This window comes from Aliivibrio sp. 1S128, from assembly GCF_001691065.1.
In the GTDB taxonomy this organism is placed as follows: Bacteria; Pseudomonadota; Gammaproteobacteria; order Enterobacterales; family Vibrionaceae; genus Aliivibrio.
The window spans coordinates 68,904-84,734 of the sequence record NZ_MAJV01000014.1; the positions used below are offsets into that span (position 1 = coordinate 68,904).

A 15,831-nucleotide genomic window follows, 5' to 3' on the forward strand; every position below is an offset into this window, starting at 1 on the left:
TAAAATAACAATTAAGGTGAAGTTGTGATTAACGAAATTAAAAAAGACGCTCAAGAGCGCATGGAAAAAAGTGTAGAGTCACTGAGAAATAACCTGTTAAAAATTCGTACAGGTCGTGCACACCCAAGTCTTCTATCTGGTCTTTCTGTTGAGTATTACGGTGCAAGAACGCCGATCAATCAAGTTGCAAACATTATTGCTGAAGATTCTCGTACTCTTGCAATTACTGTTTTTGATAAAGAACTTGCAGGTCTTGTTGAAAAAGCGATCATGATGTCTGACCTTGGTTTAAACCCAATGTCTGCAGGTACGGTAATTCGTGTACCACTTCCACCATTAACAGAAGAGCGTCGTAAAGACCTTGTTAAGATTGTTCGTGGTGAAGCTGAAGGCGCTCGTGTTGCTGTTCGTAACATCCGTCGTGATGCTAATGGCGATCTAAAAGGTCTTCTTAAAGACAAAGAAATATCAGAAGATGATGATCGTAGAGCACAAGATGAGATTCAAAAACTGACAGATGCAGCAGTTAAGAGTGTTGATGACGTGCTTTCAGTTAAAGAAAAAGAGTTAATGGAAGTATAATTTACTTTTATTACTCATTGTTCAGGCTGATTTTTTTATTAATTTAATGATATGATATCAGCTGTGAACACGATAAGAAGCGCTATGTGTAGACATTAGCGCTTTTATTTTTAAGGGAGTTATATGGCCAGTCAAACTAACAGCGAGTTTTTATCATTTGAAGTACTGCCAAAACATATTGCGGTAATTATGGATGGTAATGGACGTTGGGCGAAAGCTCAGGGAAAACCTCGTGTATTTGGTCATAAAGCCGGTGTTGATGCGGTGAGAAAAACCATATCAGCAGCGAGTAAATTAAATATTAAAGCGATTACGCTTTTTGCTTTTAGTAGTGAAAACTGGCGCCGTCCCGAAGAAGAAGTTAGCGTTCTTATGGAGTTGTTTATCACGGTACTTTCTCGTGAGGTAAAACGTCTTCATAAAAATAATATTCAGTTACGTGTGATAGGTGATACTTCTCAGTTTAGCGCTCGTCTTCAAAAGAAAATTGTGGATGCGGAAGCATTAACCTGTGAAAATTCAGGTTTAGTGTTAAATGTTGCTGCAAATTATGGCGGCAAGTGGGATATTACTCAAGCTGTAAAACGACTTGCTTATCAAGTCGAACAAGGTAACTTACAGGCAAATGAAATTGACGAAGAAGCGATTGCTTCTAAGCTAACAATGTCAGATTTGCCTGATGTGGATTTGATGATAAGAACCAGTGGAGAATGCCGTATTAGCAACTTTATGTTGTGGCAAATGGCCTATGCTGAGTTCTATTTCACTGACCAATATTGGCCTGATTTTAATGAACAAAGCTTAGCTGATGCTGTTGCTTGGTTTGTAAGTCGAGAAAGACGATTTGGTTGTACGGGTGAGCAAATCCAAGCTCTAATGAACGAAAAGGATCGATAAAGTTTGAAACAGCGCATTATTACTGCTCTTATCTTAGCACCTCTAGTTATTGCCGGCATTTTCATGTTGCCAATGCAAGGTTTCTTAATTGCGATCACAGCAATTACTCTGGTTGGATTTTGGGAGTGGACTCAGTTTACTGAATCAAAATCACGTTACGTTGCTTTAATCCCTTCTGTAGCAGCCCTTGCTGCCTCTTTATTTTTACTTCCAACATCAACACTTGAATTGATGATTCCAAGTGATGGGCACCAAGCGATATTATTGATTGGTACTGTTTGGTGGTTAGTTGCATCAGGACTCGTTCTTACGTTTCCAAGCAGTAAGAAATTATGGCAAAACAATCTACTTTTAAAACACCTTTTTGGTTGGCTAACCATGATCCCATTTTTGTGGAGTATTTTACTATTACGAGCTGACAGTTATGTAATTGATAGCTTCTACGGTGCAAAATTAGTGTTGTTGGTTTGTTTATTGGTATGGGCTGCAGATAGTGGTGCTTACTTTGCGGGCAAAACTTTTGGTAAGCGTAAAATGTCACCAGCCGTAAGTCCAAATAAAACGATTGAAGGATTAATCGGTGGCGTAATTACCGCCATTATTGTCGGTTGGATTGGCGCAAGTGCATTTGATATCCGTTTTGACAGTACCGCTGCTATGCTAGGTATTTTTATTGCTACCATTATTATTTCTGTTCTGGGTGATCTTGTTGAAAGTATGTTCAAACGAGCATCTGGTATAAAAGACAGTGGAACAATCATTCCTGGTCATGGTGGTATTTTAGATCGTATTGATAGCTTAACTGCTGCATTCCCAGTGTTTGCTTTCTTGTACTTTCTGTAGTTAGTTTCTCTTCTATTTTGAAGAACTAAATCAACTTAATTTATACGGTAGATATTATAATCTACCGTTTTTCTATTCAATTTTCATTGTGGTCATTCATTATGCGCAAGTTAACCATTTTAGGTGCTACAGGCTCTATTGGTAGTAGTACACTTTCAGTCGCAAAACAAAATGCTGATAAATTTGATGTTGTTGCATTAGGTGCAGGAAGCAACGTTGAAAAAATGCTGGAGCTTTGTTGTGAATGGCAACCCAAATATGTGGCTATGGCAAGTGCAGACGCAGCAAATACATTGATCGGCAAACTTAAAGAACACCGTCTTAATGTTGAAGTCTTTTCTGGTGAAGAAGGACTTTGTCATATTGCTCAGCTTGATGAAATTGATACCGTAATGGCCGCAATTGTTGGTGCTGCTGGTTTATTACCAACGATGTCAGCAGTAAAAGCAGGAAAACGCATATTACTTGCGAATAAAGAAGCCTTAGTTATGTCTGGGCAGTTATTCATCGATGCCGTCGAAAAGTATGGGGCAGAATTACTTCCCGTCGACAGTGAACATAATGCCATATTTCAATGTCTTCCTGAACGTATTCAAACTAATTTAGGTCGTTGTGATTTAGATGCTAATGGTATTAGCTCTATTTTATTGACCGGTTCAGGTGGCCCATTTCGTTATACAAATATTTCAGAATTAGAGTCAGTTACTCCTGAAATGGCGATAGCGCACCCTAATTGGTCAATGGGGCCGAAGATCTCTGTTGATTCAGCAACAATGATGAACAAAGGGTTGGAGTATATTGAAGCTCGCTGGTTGTTTAACGCAAGTAAAGAACAATTGAAAGTTGTGATTCACCCACAATCTGTAATTCACTCTATGGTTCAGTACAAAGATGGTTCAGTCTTAGCGCAAATGGGGCTTCCTGATATGAGAACGCCTATCGCCTGTACTATGTCCTACCCTAAGCGAGTGAATGCAGGAGTGGAGCCGCTAGACTTTACCAAAATTGGTGAGTTTAGTTTTATCGCCCCTGATTTTTCCCGCTACCCATGTTTAAAATTAGCCATTGATGCTTGTTATTTAGGTCAACATGCAACAACAGGACTAAATGCCGCGAATGAACAATCGGTCGCTGCTTTTTTGAACGGACAGATTAAATTTACTGACATAGCTCGAATTAATGAGTTGGTTTTGGACAAAGTATGCGCAAACTTCCAAAACCTTGAGCTAGATAGCTTGGAAAGCCTGATTGACCTAGATAGAATGGCCCGTCATTATGCCGATGAGGCAATTAAAAAGGTTTAACTATGTCAGAACTTCTATGGAATTTAGCATCATTCATCATTGCATTGGGCATTCTTGTTGCCGTACATGAATACGGACACTTTTGGGTTGCACGCCGTTGTGGTGTAATTGTTGAAAAGTTTTCTATTGGTTTTGGTAAAGCGCTTTGGAGTAAAAAAGGCAAAGACGGCACTGAATACAGTATTTCCATGATCCCTCTTGGTGGTTATGTGAAAATGCTTGATGAGCGTGTTGACGATGTGCCTGAAGAGTTAAAAAAGCATGCATTTAATAATCGTCCTCTATGGCAGAGGAGCGCTATTGTTGCTGCGGGTCCAATCGCGAACTTTATTTTTGCCGTAATTGCATGCTGGCTTGCTTTTATGATCGGAGTAACAGCACTTAAGCCTGTTGTCGGTCATATTGAAAATAATTCTATCTTTTCTCAAGCAGGAATTGAATCTGGAGTGGAACTAAAAGCCATTTCAGGAATCAAAACTTCCGATTGGGAATCGGTAAACATGGCAATTGTTTCTCATATTGGTGATGAATCAATGACGGTAACCTACAGCGATAAAAATAATATTGGTGTAGATATTACTAAAAATCTTGATTTATCAGAGTGGGCATTTGACCCAGAAAAAGATTCACCGATGGTGTCATTAGGTTTTTTACCTTATCGTCCTAAATTGACGCTTAATATAGCGAATGTTAGTGCGAACAGCGCCGCCGAAAAATCAGGTTTACGTGCTGGAGATAGCTTAGCTTCGGTTAATGGAATTAAATTAACGGAATGGCAAGATATGGTGAATGCCATTCAAGCCAATCCAAATAAAACGATTGAACTAACCGTTCTTCGTGATGGTGTTGAAACTACGTTGGCATTAACGCCAGATAGTAAAGAAAATGCGAAAGGCAATGTGATCGGCTTTGCTGGTGTTTCACCAGTATTTGAGCAATGGCCTGAAGGCTATCGTTATGAAAAACAGTACGGCCCAATCATTGCGCTTGGAAAAGCGATTGAAAAAACAGGCAGTATTATTGATTTAACATTAACCATGACAAAAAAATTGTTCACGGGTGATGTTGCTTTAAACAACTTAAGTGGCCCAATCTCCATAGCAAAAGGAGCAGGGACAACCGCTGAGTATGGTTTAGTATCATTTTTAGGATTTTTAGCTTTAATTAGTGTTAATTTAGGTATTATTAATCTATTGCCTCTTCCGGTACTGGATGGCGGACATTTACTCTTTTTTGCTATTGAAGGCATTACACGTAAACCCGTATCGGAAAGAGTTCAGGAAATTGGTTATAAAGTAGGTACAGCAATGATCATGTCATTAATGGCTGTCGCTTTATTTAACGACTTTATGCGCCTTTAAGTAGTAGCAAGGGAATTATAAAACGTATTATGGCGATGAAAAAATTGTTGATTGCTACATTGCTCTTTAGCAGTGTAGCAGCGCAGAGCGCAGAAACTTTTGTGGTTGATGACATACGCTTTGAGGGATTACAGCGTGTAGCATTAGGTGCTGCATTACTTAAAACACCAGTTCGAGTTGGCGATTCAATGAGCCAGCAAGATGTATCACAAGTCATTCAAGCACTATTTGCTTCTGGTAACTTTGAAGATGTCAAAGTATACCGTGATGGTAATGCCTTACTGATCAAGGTTACGGAACGTCCAACGATTGCAAATATCTCTTTTTCTGGTAACAAAGCCATTAAAGAAGAGCAGATGCAGCAGAATTTAGAAGCCTCTTCTATTCGAGTTGGTGAAGCATTAGATCGAACAACATTAAGTAATATTGAAAAGGGCTTAGAAGACTTTTATTACAGTGTTGGTAAGTACAATGCAACTGTTCATGCCGTGGTGACGCCATTGCCTCGAAATCGTGCCGATCTTAAGTTTGTATTTACTGAAGGTGTGTCGGCTAAAATCCAGCAAATTAACTTTATTGGGAATGAAGTCTTTACTGATGAGCAGCTCCTCAGTCGCTTTAATCTTAATGTAGATATTGCATGGTGGAACTTTTTAGCGGATGAAAAATATCAAAAGCAAGTGCTTGCTGGTGATATAGAAGCCCTACGTTCATATTATCTTGACCGCGGTTATTTGAAATTCCAAGTCGACTCTACACAAGTTTCTATCTCTCCAGATAAGAAAGGGGTTTATATCGCCTTAACAGTGGATGAAGGCGCGGCTTACACGGTGAGTGGTGTTAAATTCCAAGGCGAATTGATCGGTAAAGAAGACGAGTTTAAAAAACTAGTTCCTTTTGAAGATGGTGAGGTTTACAACGGTTCTGCGGTTACTCGCTTAGAAGAGAATGTTAAGCGAATTTTAGGTGAAGCCGGTTATGCTTACCCTCAAGTTCGTACCATGCCAGAATTTGATGATGAAAACCAAACGGTATCATTAGTTATCAATGTAGAAGCTGGTAACCGTATTTACGTCCGTGATATCAAATTTGTGGGTAATACATCAACAAAAGATGAAGTATTGCGTCGTGAAATGCGTCAAATGGAAAGTGCTTGGTTAAACTCTAAATCGATTGAAACGGGTAAAAATCGTCTTAACCGTCTGGGGTTCTTTGAAACGGTTGATGTACAAACAGTGCGAGTTCCGGGTTCTGATGACCAAGTTGATCTGGTGTATTCAGTAAAAGAAGCAAACTCAGGCAGTGTTAACTTCGGTGTCGGTTATGGTACTGAATCAGGCGTGAGCTTCCAAGTCGGTCTGCAGCAAGATAACTTCGTTGGTTCTGGTAACCGCGTTGGTATCAATGCAATGATGAACGATTATCAAAAGAACATTAGCTTAGATTATCGTGATCCGTACTGGAACCTTGATGGTGTCAGTCTTGGTGGTAAGGTTTTCTATAATGAGTTTGAAGCGTCTGATGCGGGTATTGTCGATTATACCAACCAAAGTTATGGTGCCAGCCTAACGTGGGGCTTTCCGTTTGATGAGTTAAATTACTTCGAAATTGGTGTGGGATATACTCATAACAAAATCTCTAATCTAGAAGGGTATGTTCAAATTGATCAATATCTGACTTCTGTAGGTGATGCTTATGACGAAGGCGCTCAGCAATTAATAGTAAGCGACTTTGATGTGACGTTATCTTGGACTCGTAATAACTTGAACAAGGGTTACTTCCCGACAGCGGGTAACTATCAACGTGCGTCATATAAAATAACAACGCCGAATTCAGATTCACAGTTCTTTAAAGCACAATATGAAGTTCGCCAATATTTCCCATTAACGAAAAAGCATGAGTTTGCGCTATTGATGCGTGGTAAAGCTGGTTATGGTAATGGTTATGGTCAAACTGAAGGTAATGACAACCTGTATCCATTCTATGAGAACTTTTATGCAGGTGGCTTTACTACGTTGCGTGGCTTTGGTTCAAACTCTGCGGGCCCTAAAGCCGTTTATGCTCAAGGCTCAAATGGCGGTATAGGCAACAATACGTCTTATGCTGCAACAGATGACTCTGTTGGTGGTAATGCTACCGCGCTTGCGAGTATTGAGTTGATCGTCCCTACGCCATTTGCTAGTGAAGAAACACAAAGCCAAATTAGAACGAGTGTGTTCTTTGATATGGCGAGTGTTTGGGATACTGAGTTTGATTATAAAGAGCCAAAAGCAGGAATGGATGGAGCGCAGTATTATTATGATTACTCTGATCCGTCGAACTTTAGGTCGTCATATGGTGCAGCCTTGCAATGGATGTCTCCAATGGGACCTCTTGTATTCTCAGTTGCGAAACCCGTGAAAATTTATGAAGGTGATGACGAAGAATTCTTTAGTTTCACCATCGGTCGAACTTTCTAAGCATTGATAGCTCTAATAGAAAAGTGTTAATGTAAACTGGTTCAATTTAGCTCGATAATAATTAATTAAGGATATGATTTTGAAAAAGTTAGTAAAAGTAGCCGCTTTAGGCACAGTATTGTTAAGTGGTTCTTTTTTTGCTAATGCAGCAGAAGCCGCAACCAAAATTGGTTATGTAAATATGGCTCAGATCGTTCAGCAAATGCCGCAACGTGAAGCAATTTCAGAAAAGCTTCGTGCTGAATTTAAAGATCGCATTGATGAACTACGCAGTTTAGAGTCAAAGATTAAAGATAAAGTAGAAACGATTAAGCGTGATGGTGAACTTCTTGGTAATTCAGGTAAAACGAAGCTTGAGCGTGAAATCGCTTCTCTTCAATCTGATTACAAATTAAAAGCACAAGCATTAGATGAAGATAACCGTCGTCGTCAAGGTGAAGAGCGTCAGAAGTTGATCATGCAAGTTCAACAAACAGTAGAAAAAGTAGCAAATAAAGAAGGCTACGATATGGTTGTTGATGCACAAACATTACTTTGGGCAAAACCAGAAGACAACCTATCAGAACAAGTGATTAAAGCAATTAAATAAGGTTGAAGATGACTCGTATTACGCTTGCTGAATTGGCAAAAAAACTAGGTGCAACAGTCCACGGAAATGGTGATGTTGTTGTTCATTCTATCGCTTCGATGAGTAAAGCAAGTGAGGGAGATATTACTTTTCTTTCTGATGCTAAATATCGTAAGCAATTGGCTGGTTGCCAAGCATCAGCGGTGATTGTAAAGGAGGCAGAGGTTGAGTTCTGCCAATCTAATGCATTAATAATGCGAGACCCATATTTAGGCTTTGCGTTAGCAGCTCAAGCTTTAGATACGACACCAGCGCCAGCAAAAGATATTGCGCCATCAGCATTCATTGCTGATGATGCAATTATTGGTGAGGGTGTTGCTATCGGTCATCATGCAGTTATCGAATCAAAAGCGGTGATTGCAGATGGAGCAATTATTGGCTCTGGCTGTTTTATTGGTCAAGAAGCCAAAATTGGTAAAAATACTAAATTATGGGCAAACGTTTCTGTTTATCATCGAGTAGAAATTGGTGAGTCTTGCTTAATTCAATCAGGTACTGTTATTGGTTCTGATGGCTTTGGCTACGCAAATGACCGTGGTACATGGGTTAAAATCCCACAACTGGGTACTGTAATTATTGGCGATAATGTTGAGATTGGTGCTAATACGGCAATCGACCGTGGAGCTATTGATAATACCGTTATTGAAAGTAATGTAATTATTGATAACCAAATTCAAATTGCACATAACGTACAAGTCGGATCTGGTTCTGCTATGGCCGGTGGTACAATTGTCGCTGGCAGTACTAAAATTGGTAAGCACTGTATTATCGGTGGTGGTTCAGTGATTAATGGCCATATTGAAATTACGGATGGTGTTACCATTACAGGTATGGGAATGGTGATGAGAGGCATCAGCGAAAAAGGCATGTACTCATCAGGTATTCCACTGCAAACGAATAAAGAATGGCGTAAAACTGCGACTCGAGTTCATAAAATTGATGAAATGAATAAGCGACTAAAAGCAGTTGAAAAAAAGCTTGTTGATTAACTCTAGTTTTTACACATTCTAATTAATAACAATAGGTCTGCATTTTGCAGACCTTTGTCTATCTATTATTACTCGATTTGAGCTACACTATTACTCAGATACGATATTGTTTTATAGGAATATTATTTTGACTCGTGAAAATAAAACACTCAACATTACAGAAATCCAAGAGTTATTACCCCATCGTTACCCATTCCTATTGGTTGACCGAGTAACGGATTTCGAAGAAGAAAAATACTTGCACGCGATCAAGAATGTGTCTGTAAATGAGCCTCAATTTACTGGTCACTTCCCAAAAATGCCAATTTTCCCTGGTGTATTGATTCTTGAAGCAATGGCTCAAGCAACTGGTTTACTTGCATTTAAATCATTTGGTGCCCCTGCTGAGAATGAGCTTTACTATTTTGCTAGTATTGATAAGGCTAAATTCCGTAAGCCAGTCGTTCCTGGCGATCAACTAATTATCGAAGTTGAATTTATTAAAGACCGCCGAGGTATTGCATTATTTAATGGTGTAGCAAAAGTTGACGGTGCTGTAGTGTGTTCTGCTGAACTTAAGTGTGCAAGACGAGAGTTTTAATTATGATTCATGAAACTGCTAAAATTCATCCATCAGCTGTAATTGAAGGAAACGTAACCATTGGAGCTAATGTTTCCGTTGGTCCGTTTACTTATATTACTGGCAATGTGTCGATCGGTGACGGTACGGAAGTTATGTCGCACGTAGTCATCAAAGGTGATACGACAATAGGCAAAGATAACCGTATTTTTCCATTTTCAATCATTGGTGAAGAAAACCAAGATAAAAAATATGGTGGAGAAATTACTACTGTTGTTGTTGGTGATCGTAATGTGATTCGTGAAAGTGTTCAAATCCATCGTGGTACGACACAAGATAAAGCAACAACAGTGATTGGCGATGATAATCTACTGTGTGTGAATGCGCATATTGCTCATGATGTGATTGTTGGTAATCATACTCATATAGGTAACAATGCTATTTTAGGTGGCCATGTAACTGTGGGTGATTACGCTGGTGTTATGGCGTTATCAGCGATTCATCCTTTCTGTTCTATTGGCGCATACGCTTACGTCGGTGGTTGTTCTGCTGTCGTTCAAGATGTATTACCTTATGTTCTTGCCCAAGGTAACCATGCTTCACCTTTTGGTTTGAATTTAGTTGGCTTAAAGCGTAATGGATTTGAAAAAGCAGAAATACGCGGGTTGCAGAAAGCTTATAAAGAAATTTATCGTTTAGGTAAAACACTTGATGAAGCAAAACTTGTATTAGTTGAAATGGCAGAAGAGTTTACCTCAATAACGCCAATGCTAGATATGCTAAATAACTCAGAGCGTGGCATCATCCGTTAATGATTATCTTCATATAATTGAGAACATGATGTGTATAGAAAAAGATCGCTCTATTTGCGGTCTTTTTTTGCTTTAAGCAGAAATGAAAAATTAGGTATAAATATGGCACAAGTAAATAAACCATTACGAATAGGTATTGTCGCTGGTGAACTTTCTGGTGATACGCTAGGAGAAGGTTTTATCAAATCAGTAAAAGCACAATATCCTGATGCTGAATTTGTTGGGATTGGTGGGCCAAAAATGATAGCTCAAGGTTGTGAGTCATTATTTGATATGGAAGAACTAGCCGTAATGGGATTAGTGGAAGTATTGGGTCGTTTACCTCGCTTACTGAAAGTTAAAGCTGAGTTAGTGCGTTTTTTTACTCAAAATCCACCTGATGTGTTTATTGGTATTGATGCACCTGATTTTAATTTACGTTTAGAAAAAACGCTAAAAGAGAAAGGCATTAAAACGGTTCATTATGTTAGTCCATCGGTATGGGCCTGGCGTCCAAAGCGTATATTTAAAATTGATGCGGCCACTGATCTTGTTTTAGCATTCTTACCGTTTGAAAAAGCATTCTATGATAAATACAATGTTGCTTGTGAATTTATTGGTCATACGCTAGCGGATGCTATTCCTATGGAAAGCGATAAATCTTCTGCTCGTAAATTGTTAGGTTTAAAGCAAGATCGTAAATGGTTAGCCGTTTTACCAGGTAGCCGTGGCGGAGAAGTTGCATTAATTGCTAAGCCATTTATTGAAACTTGTCAGCGTGTACATAAGCAATATCCTGAAATGGGTTTTGTGGTTGCAGCTGTGAACGAAAAACGCAAAGAACAATTTGAAACTATTTGGAAAGACATTGCTCCCGAATTAGAATTTACCATTATTCAAGATACCGCTCGAAATGTAATGACAGCCGCTGATGCTGTATTATTAGCCTCTGGGACTGTAGCGCTTGAATGTATGCTAATTAAAAGGCCCATGGTAGTTGGCTATCAAGTAAATAAATTAACAGGATGGATTGCTCAAAAGCTTTCTATTACTGAATTTGTTTCTCTGCCTAATGTCTTGGCAGGGAAAGAATTAGTACAAGAATTTATTCAAGAAGAGTGTCACCCTGATTTTCTTTATCCGGCAATGGAAAAAGTCTTGAGCCAAGATAACAGTAAATTAATTGAAAAATTTACTGAAATGCATCAGTGGATCCAAAAGGATGCGGACAAGCAAGCCGCTAATGCCGTCTTACGTCTAATTAATAAAGAAACAGTAGAATAACGTTATGACAAAAAAAACAGACTCAAAAGAATTACCACCATTTGAATACCCTCAAGGTTATCAGCTTTTTGCAGGGGTTGATGAAGTTGGACGTGGACCATTAGTTGGTGCTGTTGTGACGGCTGCCGTTATTTTAGACCCTAATAATCCAATCGAAGGATTAACGGATTCTAAAAAACTGACGGATAAAAAACGTGATTTATTGTTTCCAGAAATCCAAGAAAAAGCATTAGCATGGTCACTAGGCCGCTGTGAAGCACATGAAATTGATGAATTGAATATCTTACAAGCTACGATGGTTGCAATGCAAAGAGCCATTGCAGGGTTGCCGATTACACCAGATTTTGCCTTAATTGATGGCAATAAAGTTCCTGATTTACCAATGGATAGTTTGGCGGTTGTTAAAGGTGATTTACGAGTTCAAGAGATCAGTGCTGCATCTATTATTGCAAAAGTAACTCGGGATAGAGAAATGGAAGTTCTAGATAAAGAATTTCCTCAATTTGGTTTTGCGAAGCATAAAGGTTACCCAACCAAGGCACATTTTGCTGCCATTGAAGAGCATGGTGTGATATCTGAGCATCGCCGTAGCTTTAAACCCGTGAAACGTGTGTTAGGAATAGAGTAATGTCTGACCCTAAATTTGTACACCTTAGAGTTCATAGTGATTTTTCGCTTGTTGATGGCCTTTCTAAAGTCCCACCATTAGTTAAGAAAGTTGCTGAGATGAACATGCCAGCCATGGGTTTAACTGATTTCACTAACTTATGTGGTTTGGTTAAGTATTATTTTGCAGCCCATGGCGCAGGTGTTAAACCGATTATTGGTGCAGATTTTACGGTTCAGTCAAAAGAATTTGGTAATGAGCTGTTTAACCTAACGGTCTTAGCAAAAAATAATGAAGGGTATAAAAACCTAACACTATTAATATCAAAAGCATACCTACGCGGTCACGTTCAACATACTCCTGTCATGGATAAAGAGTGGTTGATAGAGCATAAAGAAGGTTTAATTCTTCTTTCTGGTGGTAAGAATGGTGATGTAGGTAAAGCGCTGCTGAAAGGCAATAAAGAACTTGCTGATGAATGCGTTGAGTTTTATCAAACCTACTTTCCAGACCACTATTATCTTGAGTTAACTCGAACTGGTCGTACTGACGAAGAAAGCTACCTTCACTTTGCTGTAGAGCTCGCTGAAAAAGAAGGGTTGCCCGTTGTTGCAACCAATGATGTTCGCTTTATTAAAGCAGACGATTTTGATGCGCATGAGATTCGTGTAGCGATTCATGACGGCTTTACTCTCGTCGATCCTCGTCGACCAAGGCTTTATAGTGAACAGCAGTATTTACGCTCAGAAGAAGAGATGTGCGAACTTTTTGCTGACATTCCAGAAGCGTTAGAAAATAGTGTAGAGATAGCTAAACGTTGTAATGTAACTGTTCGCTTGGGTGAATACTTTCTTCCCAACTTCCCAACGGAAGGGATGAAAATTGAAGATTTCCTTGTAAAGAAATCTCAAGAAGGATTAGAAAGACGTTTAGCCTTTTTATTTCCAGATGAAAATATACGCCTAGAGCGTCGACCTGAATACGATGAACGTTTACAAATCGAACTCGACGTTATTAACCAAATGGGGTTCCCCGGTTATTTCTTGATCGTAATGGAATTTATCCAATGGTCAAAAGATAACTTAATTCCTGTTGGGCCTGGTCGAGGGTCAGGTGCGGGCTCACTTGTAGCTTATGCATTAGATATTACCGATCTTGATCCTCTCGAATATGACTTGTTATTTGAACGATTCTTGAATCCTGAACGTGTATCGATGCCCGATTTCGATATTGATTTCTGTATGGATAAGCGTGATCAAGTAATAGACCACGTTGCTGAAATGTATGGTCGTGATGCCGTATCTCAAATCATCACCTTTGGTACAATGGCAGCAAAAGCAGTAATTCGAGATGTAGGCCGTGTTCTTGGTCATCCTTATGGTTTTGTTGATCGTCTTTCAAAACTAATCCCGCCAGATCCTGGAATGACATTAGCAAAAGCATTTGATGCAGAGCCTCAACTTCCTGAACTGTATAATGGTGATGAAGAAGTTAAAGCCTTGATCGACATGTGCCGTATTTTGGAAGGCTGTACCCGAAATGCAGGTAAGCATGCGGGTGGTGTTGTTATTTCACCAACGACAATTACTGATTTCTCTCCTTTATATTGTGATGCGGATGGCAACTTCCCTGTAACTCAATTTGACAAAAATGACGTTGAAACGGCAGGTCTAGTTAAGTTTGATTTCTTGGGTTTAAGAACCTTAACTATTATTGATTGGGCTCTAGGCTTAATTAATCCTAAATTAGAAAAGCAAGGCAAAAAAGCGATACGAATAGAATCCATTCCTTTGAATGATCCTGCTGCGTTTAAACTGTTACAAAATTCAGAAACTACGGCGGTCTTCCAATTAGAATCGCGTGGAATGAAGGATTTGATCAAGCGATTACAACCAGATAGTTTTGAAGACATTATCGCATTGGTTGCACTTTTCCGCCCAGGCCCTCTGCAGTCAGGGATGGTGGATAACTTCATTGACCGTAAACATGGTCGTGAAGACGTGTCTTATCCTGATGTGAATTGGCAGCATGAGTCATTAAAGGAAACGCTAGAGCCAACGTACGGCATTATTTTATATCAAGAACAAGTAATGCAAATTGCACAGATCTTAGCCGGTTATACGCTGGGTGGCGCCGATATGCTTCGTCGTGCAATGGGTAAGAAAAAACCCGAAGAAATGGCAAAACAACGTGGTACTTTTAAAGATGGTGCCATTGCTAATGGGGTAGATGGCGAGTTGTCGATGAAAATCTTCGACTTGGTAGAAAAGTTTGCAGGGTATGGTTTTAACAAATCTCACTCAGCCGCTTATGCTTTAGTGTCTTACCAAACGTTATGGTTGAAAACGCATTACCCTGCCGAATTTATGGCGGCGGTAATGACCGCAGATATGGATAACACTGATAAGATCATCGGTCTTGTTGATGAATGTTTCCGTATGAAGCTAAAAGTGCTTCCACCAGATGTTAATGCTGGTTTATATCGTTTCAATGTCGATGAAGATGGCGCTATCGTTTATGGTATTGGTGCGATCAAAGGGGTTGGTGAGGCGCCTATTGAAAATATCATCGAGGCTCGTAATAAAGGCGGGCATTTCCGTGATTTATTTGATTTTTGCTCTCGAATTGACACAAAAAAAACCAATAAGCGTGTTGTGGAAAAACTGATCCGCTCTGGCGCATTAGATAGATTAGGCCCACACCGTGCCGCTCTGATGGCATCATTAGATGATGCAATGAAAGCGGCAGGGCAGCATCATCAAGCGGAATCATTTGGTCAGTCAGATATGTTTGGGGTATTAACTCAAGCCCCAGAAGAAGTAGAGCAAGCGTACACACACGTTCCAAGATGGCCAGAGAAAGTATGGCTTGAAGGAGAGAGGGAGACATTAGGTCTTTATTTAACCGGTCACCCCGTTAATGCGTATATTAAAGAGTTATCTCGATATACGACGTGGCGCTTGAATGATGCTCACGTAACTAGACGTGATCAAACCGTAACAGTTGCAGGTTTAGTTATTGCTGCTAGAGTAATGACCACAAAACGAGGCAGCCGTATCGGTTTAATGACATTGGATGACAGATCGGGCCGAATGGAGGTCATGTTATTCTCAGATGCGCTTGATCGATATGCAGATTTACTAGAAACTGACAAAATAGTGCTGGTTTCTGGACAGGTCAGCTTTGATGATTTCAATGGGGGGCTTAAAATGTCTGCCCGTGAAGTGATGTCATTGGGAGATGCACGAGAAAAATACGCTCGTGGATTATCAGTGTCTATTACGGAAGCACAAATAAACAATCAATTTTTTGAGCGCTTTAGTCAAATACTAGAGCCGAATCGGGCAGGGACTGTTCCGGTAAATGTCTATTATCAGCGAGCGAATGCTCGTGTTAAGTTGGTCTTAGGGACAGAGTGGCGAGTGACGCCAACAGACCAACTAATGGATGATTTGAAATCGTTGCTTGGCGAACAGCAAGTCGAGCTTGAGTTTAACTAGAATAAGTAAGGCTGCTAATTTGAGCGG

Annotated in this window: 13 protein-coding genes; all 13 read left to right on the plus strand. The window is 39.7% G+C overall.

What is annotated here, in order from left to right:
- The first annotated feature begins 24 nt into the window (after positions 1 to 24).
- The 13 genes from frr (at position 25) to dnaE (ending at position 15,804) form a co-directional block, all read left to right on the plus strand.
- Positions 25 to 582: a ribosome recycling factor gene (gene frr, locus A6E03_RS03795; RefSeq protein ID WP_065593906.1), complete on the plus strand. Its 558-nt coding sequence runs from the start codon at positions 25 to 27 to the stop codon at positions 580 to 582.
- 123 nt (positions 583 to 705) lie between these two features.
- On the plus strand, positions 706 to 1,479 hold the full coding sequence (locus A6E03_RS03800; protein WP_065593905.1) for an isoprenyl transferase: 774 nt from the start codon (positions 706 to 708) through the stop codon (positions 1,477 to 1,479).
- 3 nt (positions 1,480 to 1,482) lie between these two features.
- Positions 1,483 to 2,322: a phosphatidate cytidylyltransferase gene (locus tag A6E03_RS03805; RefSeq protein WP_065593904.1), complete on the plus strand. Its 840-nt coding sequence runs from the start codon at positions 1,483 to 1,485 to the stop codon at positions 2,320 to 2,322.
- A 101-nt stretch (positions 2,323 to 2,423) separates the two neighbouring features.
- Positions 2,424 to 3,626, plus strand: coding sequence for a 1-deoxy-D-xylulose-5-phosphate reductoisomerase (gene ispC, locus A6E03_RS03810; RefSeq protein ID WP_065593903.1), 1,203 nt, complete (start codon positions 2,424 to 2,426; stop codon positions 3,624 to 3,626).
- Between the two features lie 2 nt (positions 3,627 to 3,628).
- Positions 3,629 to 4,987, plus strand: coding sequence for a sigma E protease regulator RseP (rseP, locus tag A6E03_RS03815; protein ID WP_065593902.1), 1,359 nt, complete (start codon positions 3,629 to 3,631; stop codon positions 4,985 to 4,987).
- Between the two features lie 29 nt (positions 4,988 to 5,016).
- Positions 5,017 to 7,446 (plus strand): outer membrane protein assembly factor BamA, encoded by a 2,430-nt coding sequence (gene bamA / locus A6E03_RS03820; protein ID WP_065593901.1) that lies wholly within the window; start codon positions 5,017 to 5,019, stop codon positions 7,444 to 7,446.
- 73 nt (positions 7,447 to 7,519) lie between these two features.
- Positions 7,520 to 8,035: an OmpH family outer membrane protein gene (locus A6E03_RS03825; RefSeq protein WP_065593900.1), complete on the plus strand. Its 516-nt coding sequence runs from the start codon at positions 7,520 to 7,522 to the stop codon at positions 8,033 to 8,035.
- 8 nt (positions 8,036 to 8,043) lie between these two features.
- Positions 8,044 to 9,063 carry a UDP-3-O-(3-hydroxymyristoyl)glucosamine N-acyltransferase gene (gene lpxD, locus A6E03_RS03830; RefSeq protein ID WP_065593899.1) on the plus strand — a complete coding sequence of 340 codons (1,020 nt, stop codon included), beginning with the start codon at positions 8,044 to 8,046 and terminating at the stop codon, positions 9,061 to 9,063.
- 127 nt (positions 9,064 to 9,190) lie between these two features.
- Positions 9,191 to 9,643, plus strand: coding sequence for a 3-hydroxyacyl-ACP dehydratase FabZ (gene fabZ, locus A6E03_RS03835; RefSeq protein WP_065593898.1), 453 nt, complete (start codon positions 9,191 to 9,193; stop codon positions 9,641 to 9,643).
- Between the two features lie 2 nt (positions 9,644 to 9,645).
- The gene (lpxA, locus tag A6E03_RS03840; protein WP_065593897.1) at positions 9,646 to 10,434 is read left to right on the plus strand and encodes an acyl-ACP--UDP-N-acetylglucosamine O-acyltransferase; all 789 of its coding nucleotides are present in this window, start codon (positions 9,646 to 9,648) and stop codon (positions 10,432 to 10,434) included.
- 102 nt (positions 10,435 to 10,536) lie between these two features.
- Complete coding sequence (lpxB, locus tag A6E03_RS03845) at positions 10,537 to 11,697, plus strand: lipid-A-disaccharide synthase (protein WP_065593896.1); 1,161 nt, start codon at positions 10,537 to 10,539, stop codon at positions 11,695 to 11,697.
- Positions 11,698 to 11,701: 4 nt separating this feature from the next.
- Complete coding sequence (gene rnhB, locus A6E03_RS03850) at positions 11,702 to 12,325, plus strand: ribonuclease HII (protein ID WP_065593895.1); 624 nt, start codon at positions 11,702 to 11,704, stop codon at positions 12,323 to 12,325.
- Positions 12,325 to 15,804 carry a DNA polymerase III subunit alpha gene (dnaE, locus tag A6E03_RS03855; RefSeq protein WP_065593894.1) on the plus strand — a complete coding sequence of 1,160 codons (3,480 nt, stop codon included), beginning with the start codon at positions 12,325 to 12,327 and terminating at the stop codon, positions 15,802 to 15,804. Before rnhB ends, dnaE begins: the two co-directional genes overlap by 1 nt.
- Positions 15,805 to 15,831 lie beyond the last annotated feature (27 nt).

Bases quoted from the DNA above. Each gene is read 5' to 3' on its own strand.
- bamA (WP_065593901.1), top strand. From the start codon at position 5,017: ATGGCGATGAAAAAATTGTTGATTGCTACATTGCTCTTTAGCAGTGTA.
- dnaE (WP_065593894.1), top strand. From the start codon at position 12,325: ATGTCTGACCCTAAATTTGTACACCTTAGAGTTCATAGTGATTTTTCG.
- A6E03_RS03825 (WP_065593900.1), top strand. From the start codon at position 7,520: ATGATTTTGAAAAAGTTAGTAAAAGTAGCCGCTTTAGGCACAGTATTG.
- ispC (WP_065593903.1), top strand. From the start codon at position 2,424: ATGCGCAAGTTAACCATTTTAGGTGCTACAGGCTCTATTGGTAGTAGT.
- lpxB (WP_065593896.1), top strand. From the start codon at position 10,537: ATGGCACAAGTAAATAAACCATTACGAATAGGTATTGTCGCTGGTGAA.
- lpxD (WP_065593899.1), top strand. From the start codon at position 8,044: ATGACTCGTATTACGCTTGCTGAATTGGCAAAAAAACTAGGTGCAACA.
- rnhB (WP_065593895.1), top strand. From the start codon at position 11,702: ATGACAAAAAAAACAGACTCAAAAGAATTACCACCATTTGAATACCCT.
- A6E03_RS03800 (WP_065593905.1), top strand. From the start codon at position 706: ATGGCCAGTCAAACTAACAGCGAGTTTTTATCATTTGAAGTACTGCCA.
- rseP (WP_065593902.1), top strand. From the start codon at position 3,629: ATGTCAGAACTTCTATGGAATTTAGCATCATTCATCATTGCATTGGGC.
- lpxA (WP_065593897.1), top strand. From the start codon at position 9,646: ATGATTCATGAAACTGCTAAAATTCATCCATCAGCTGTAATTGAAGGA.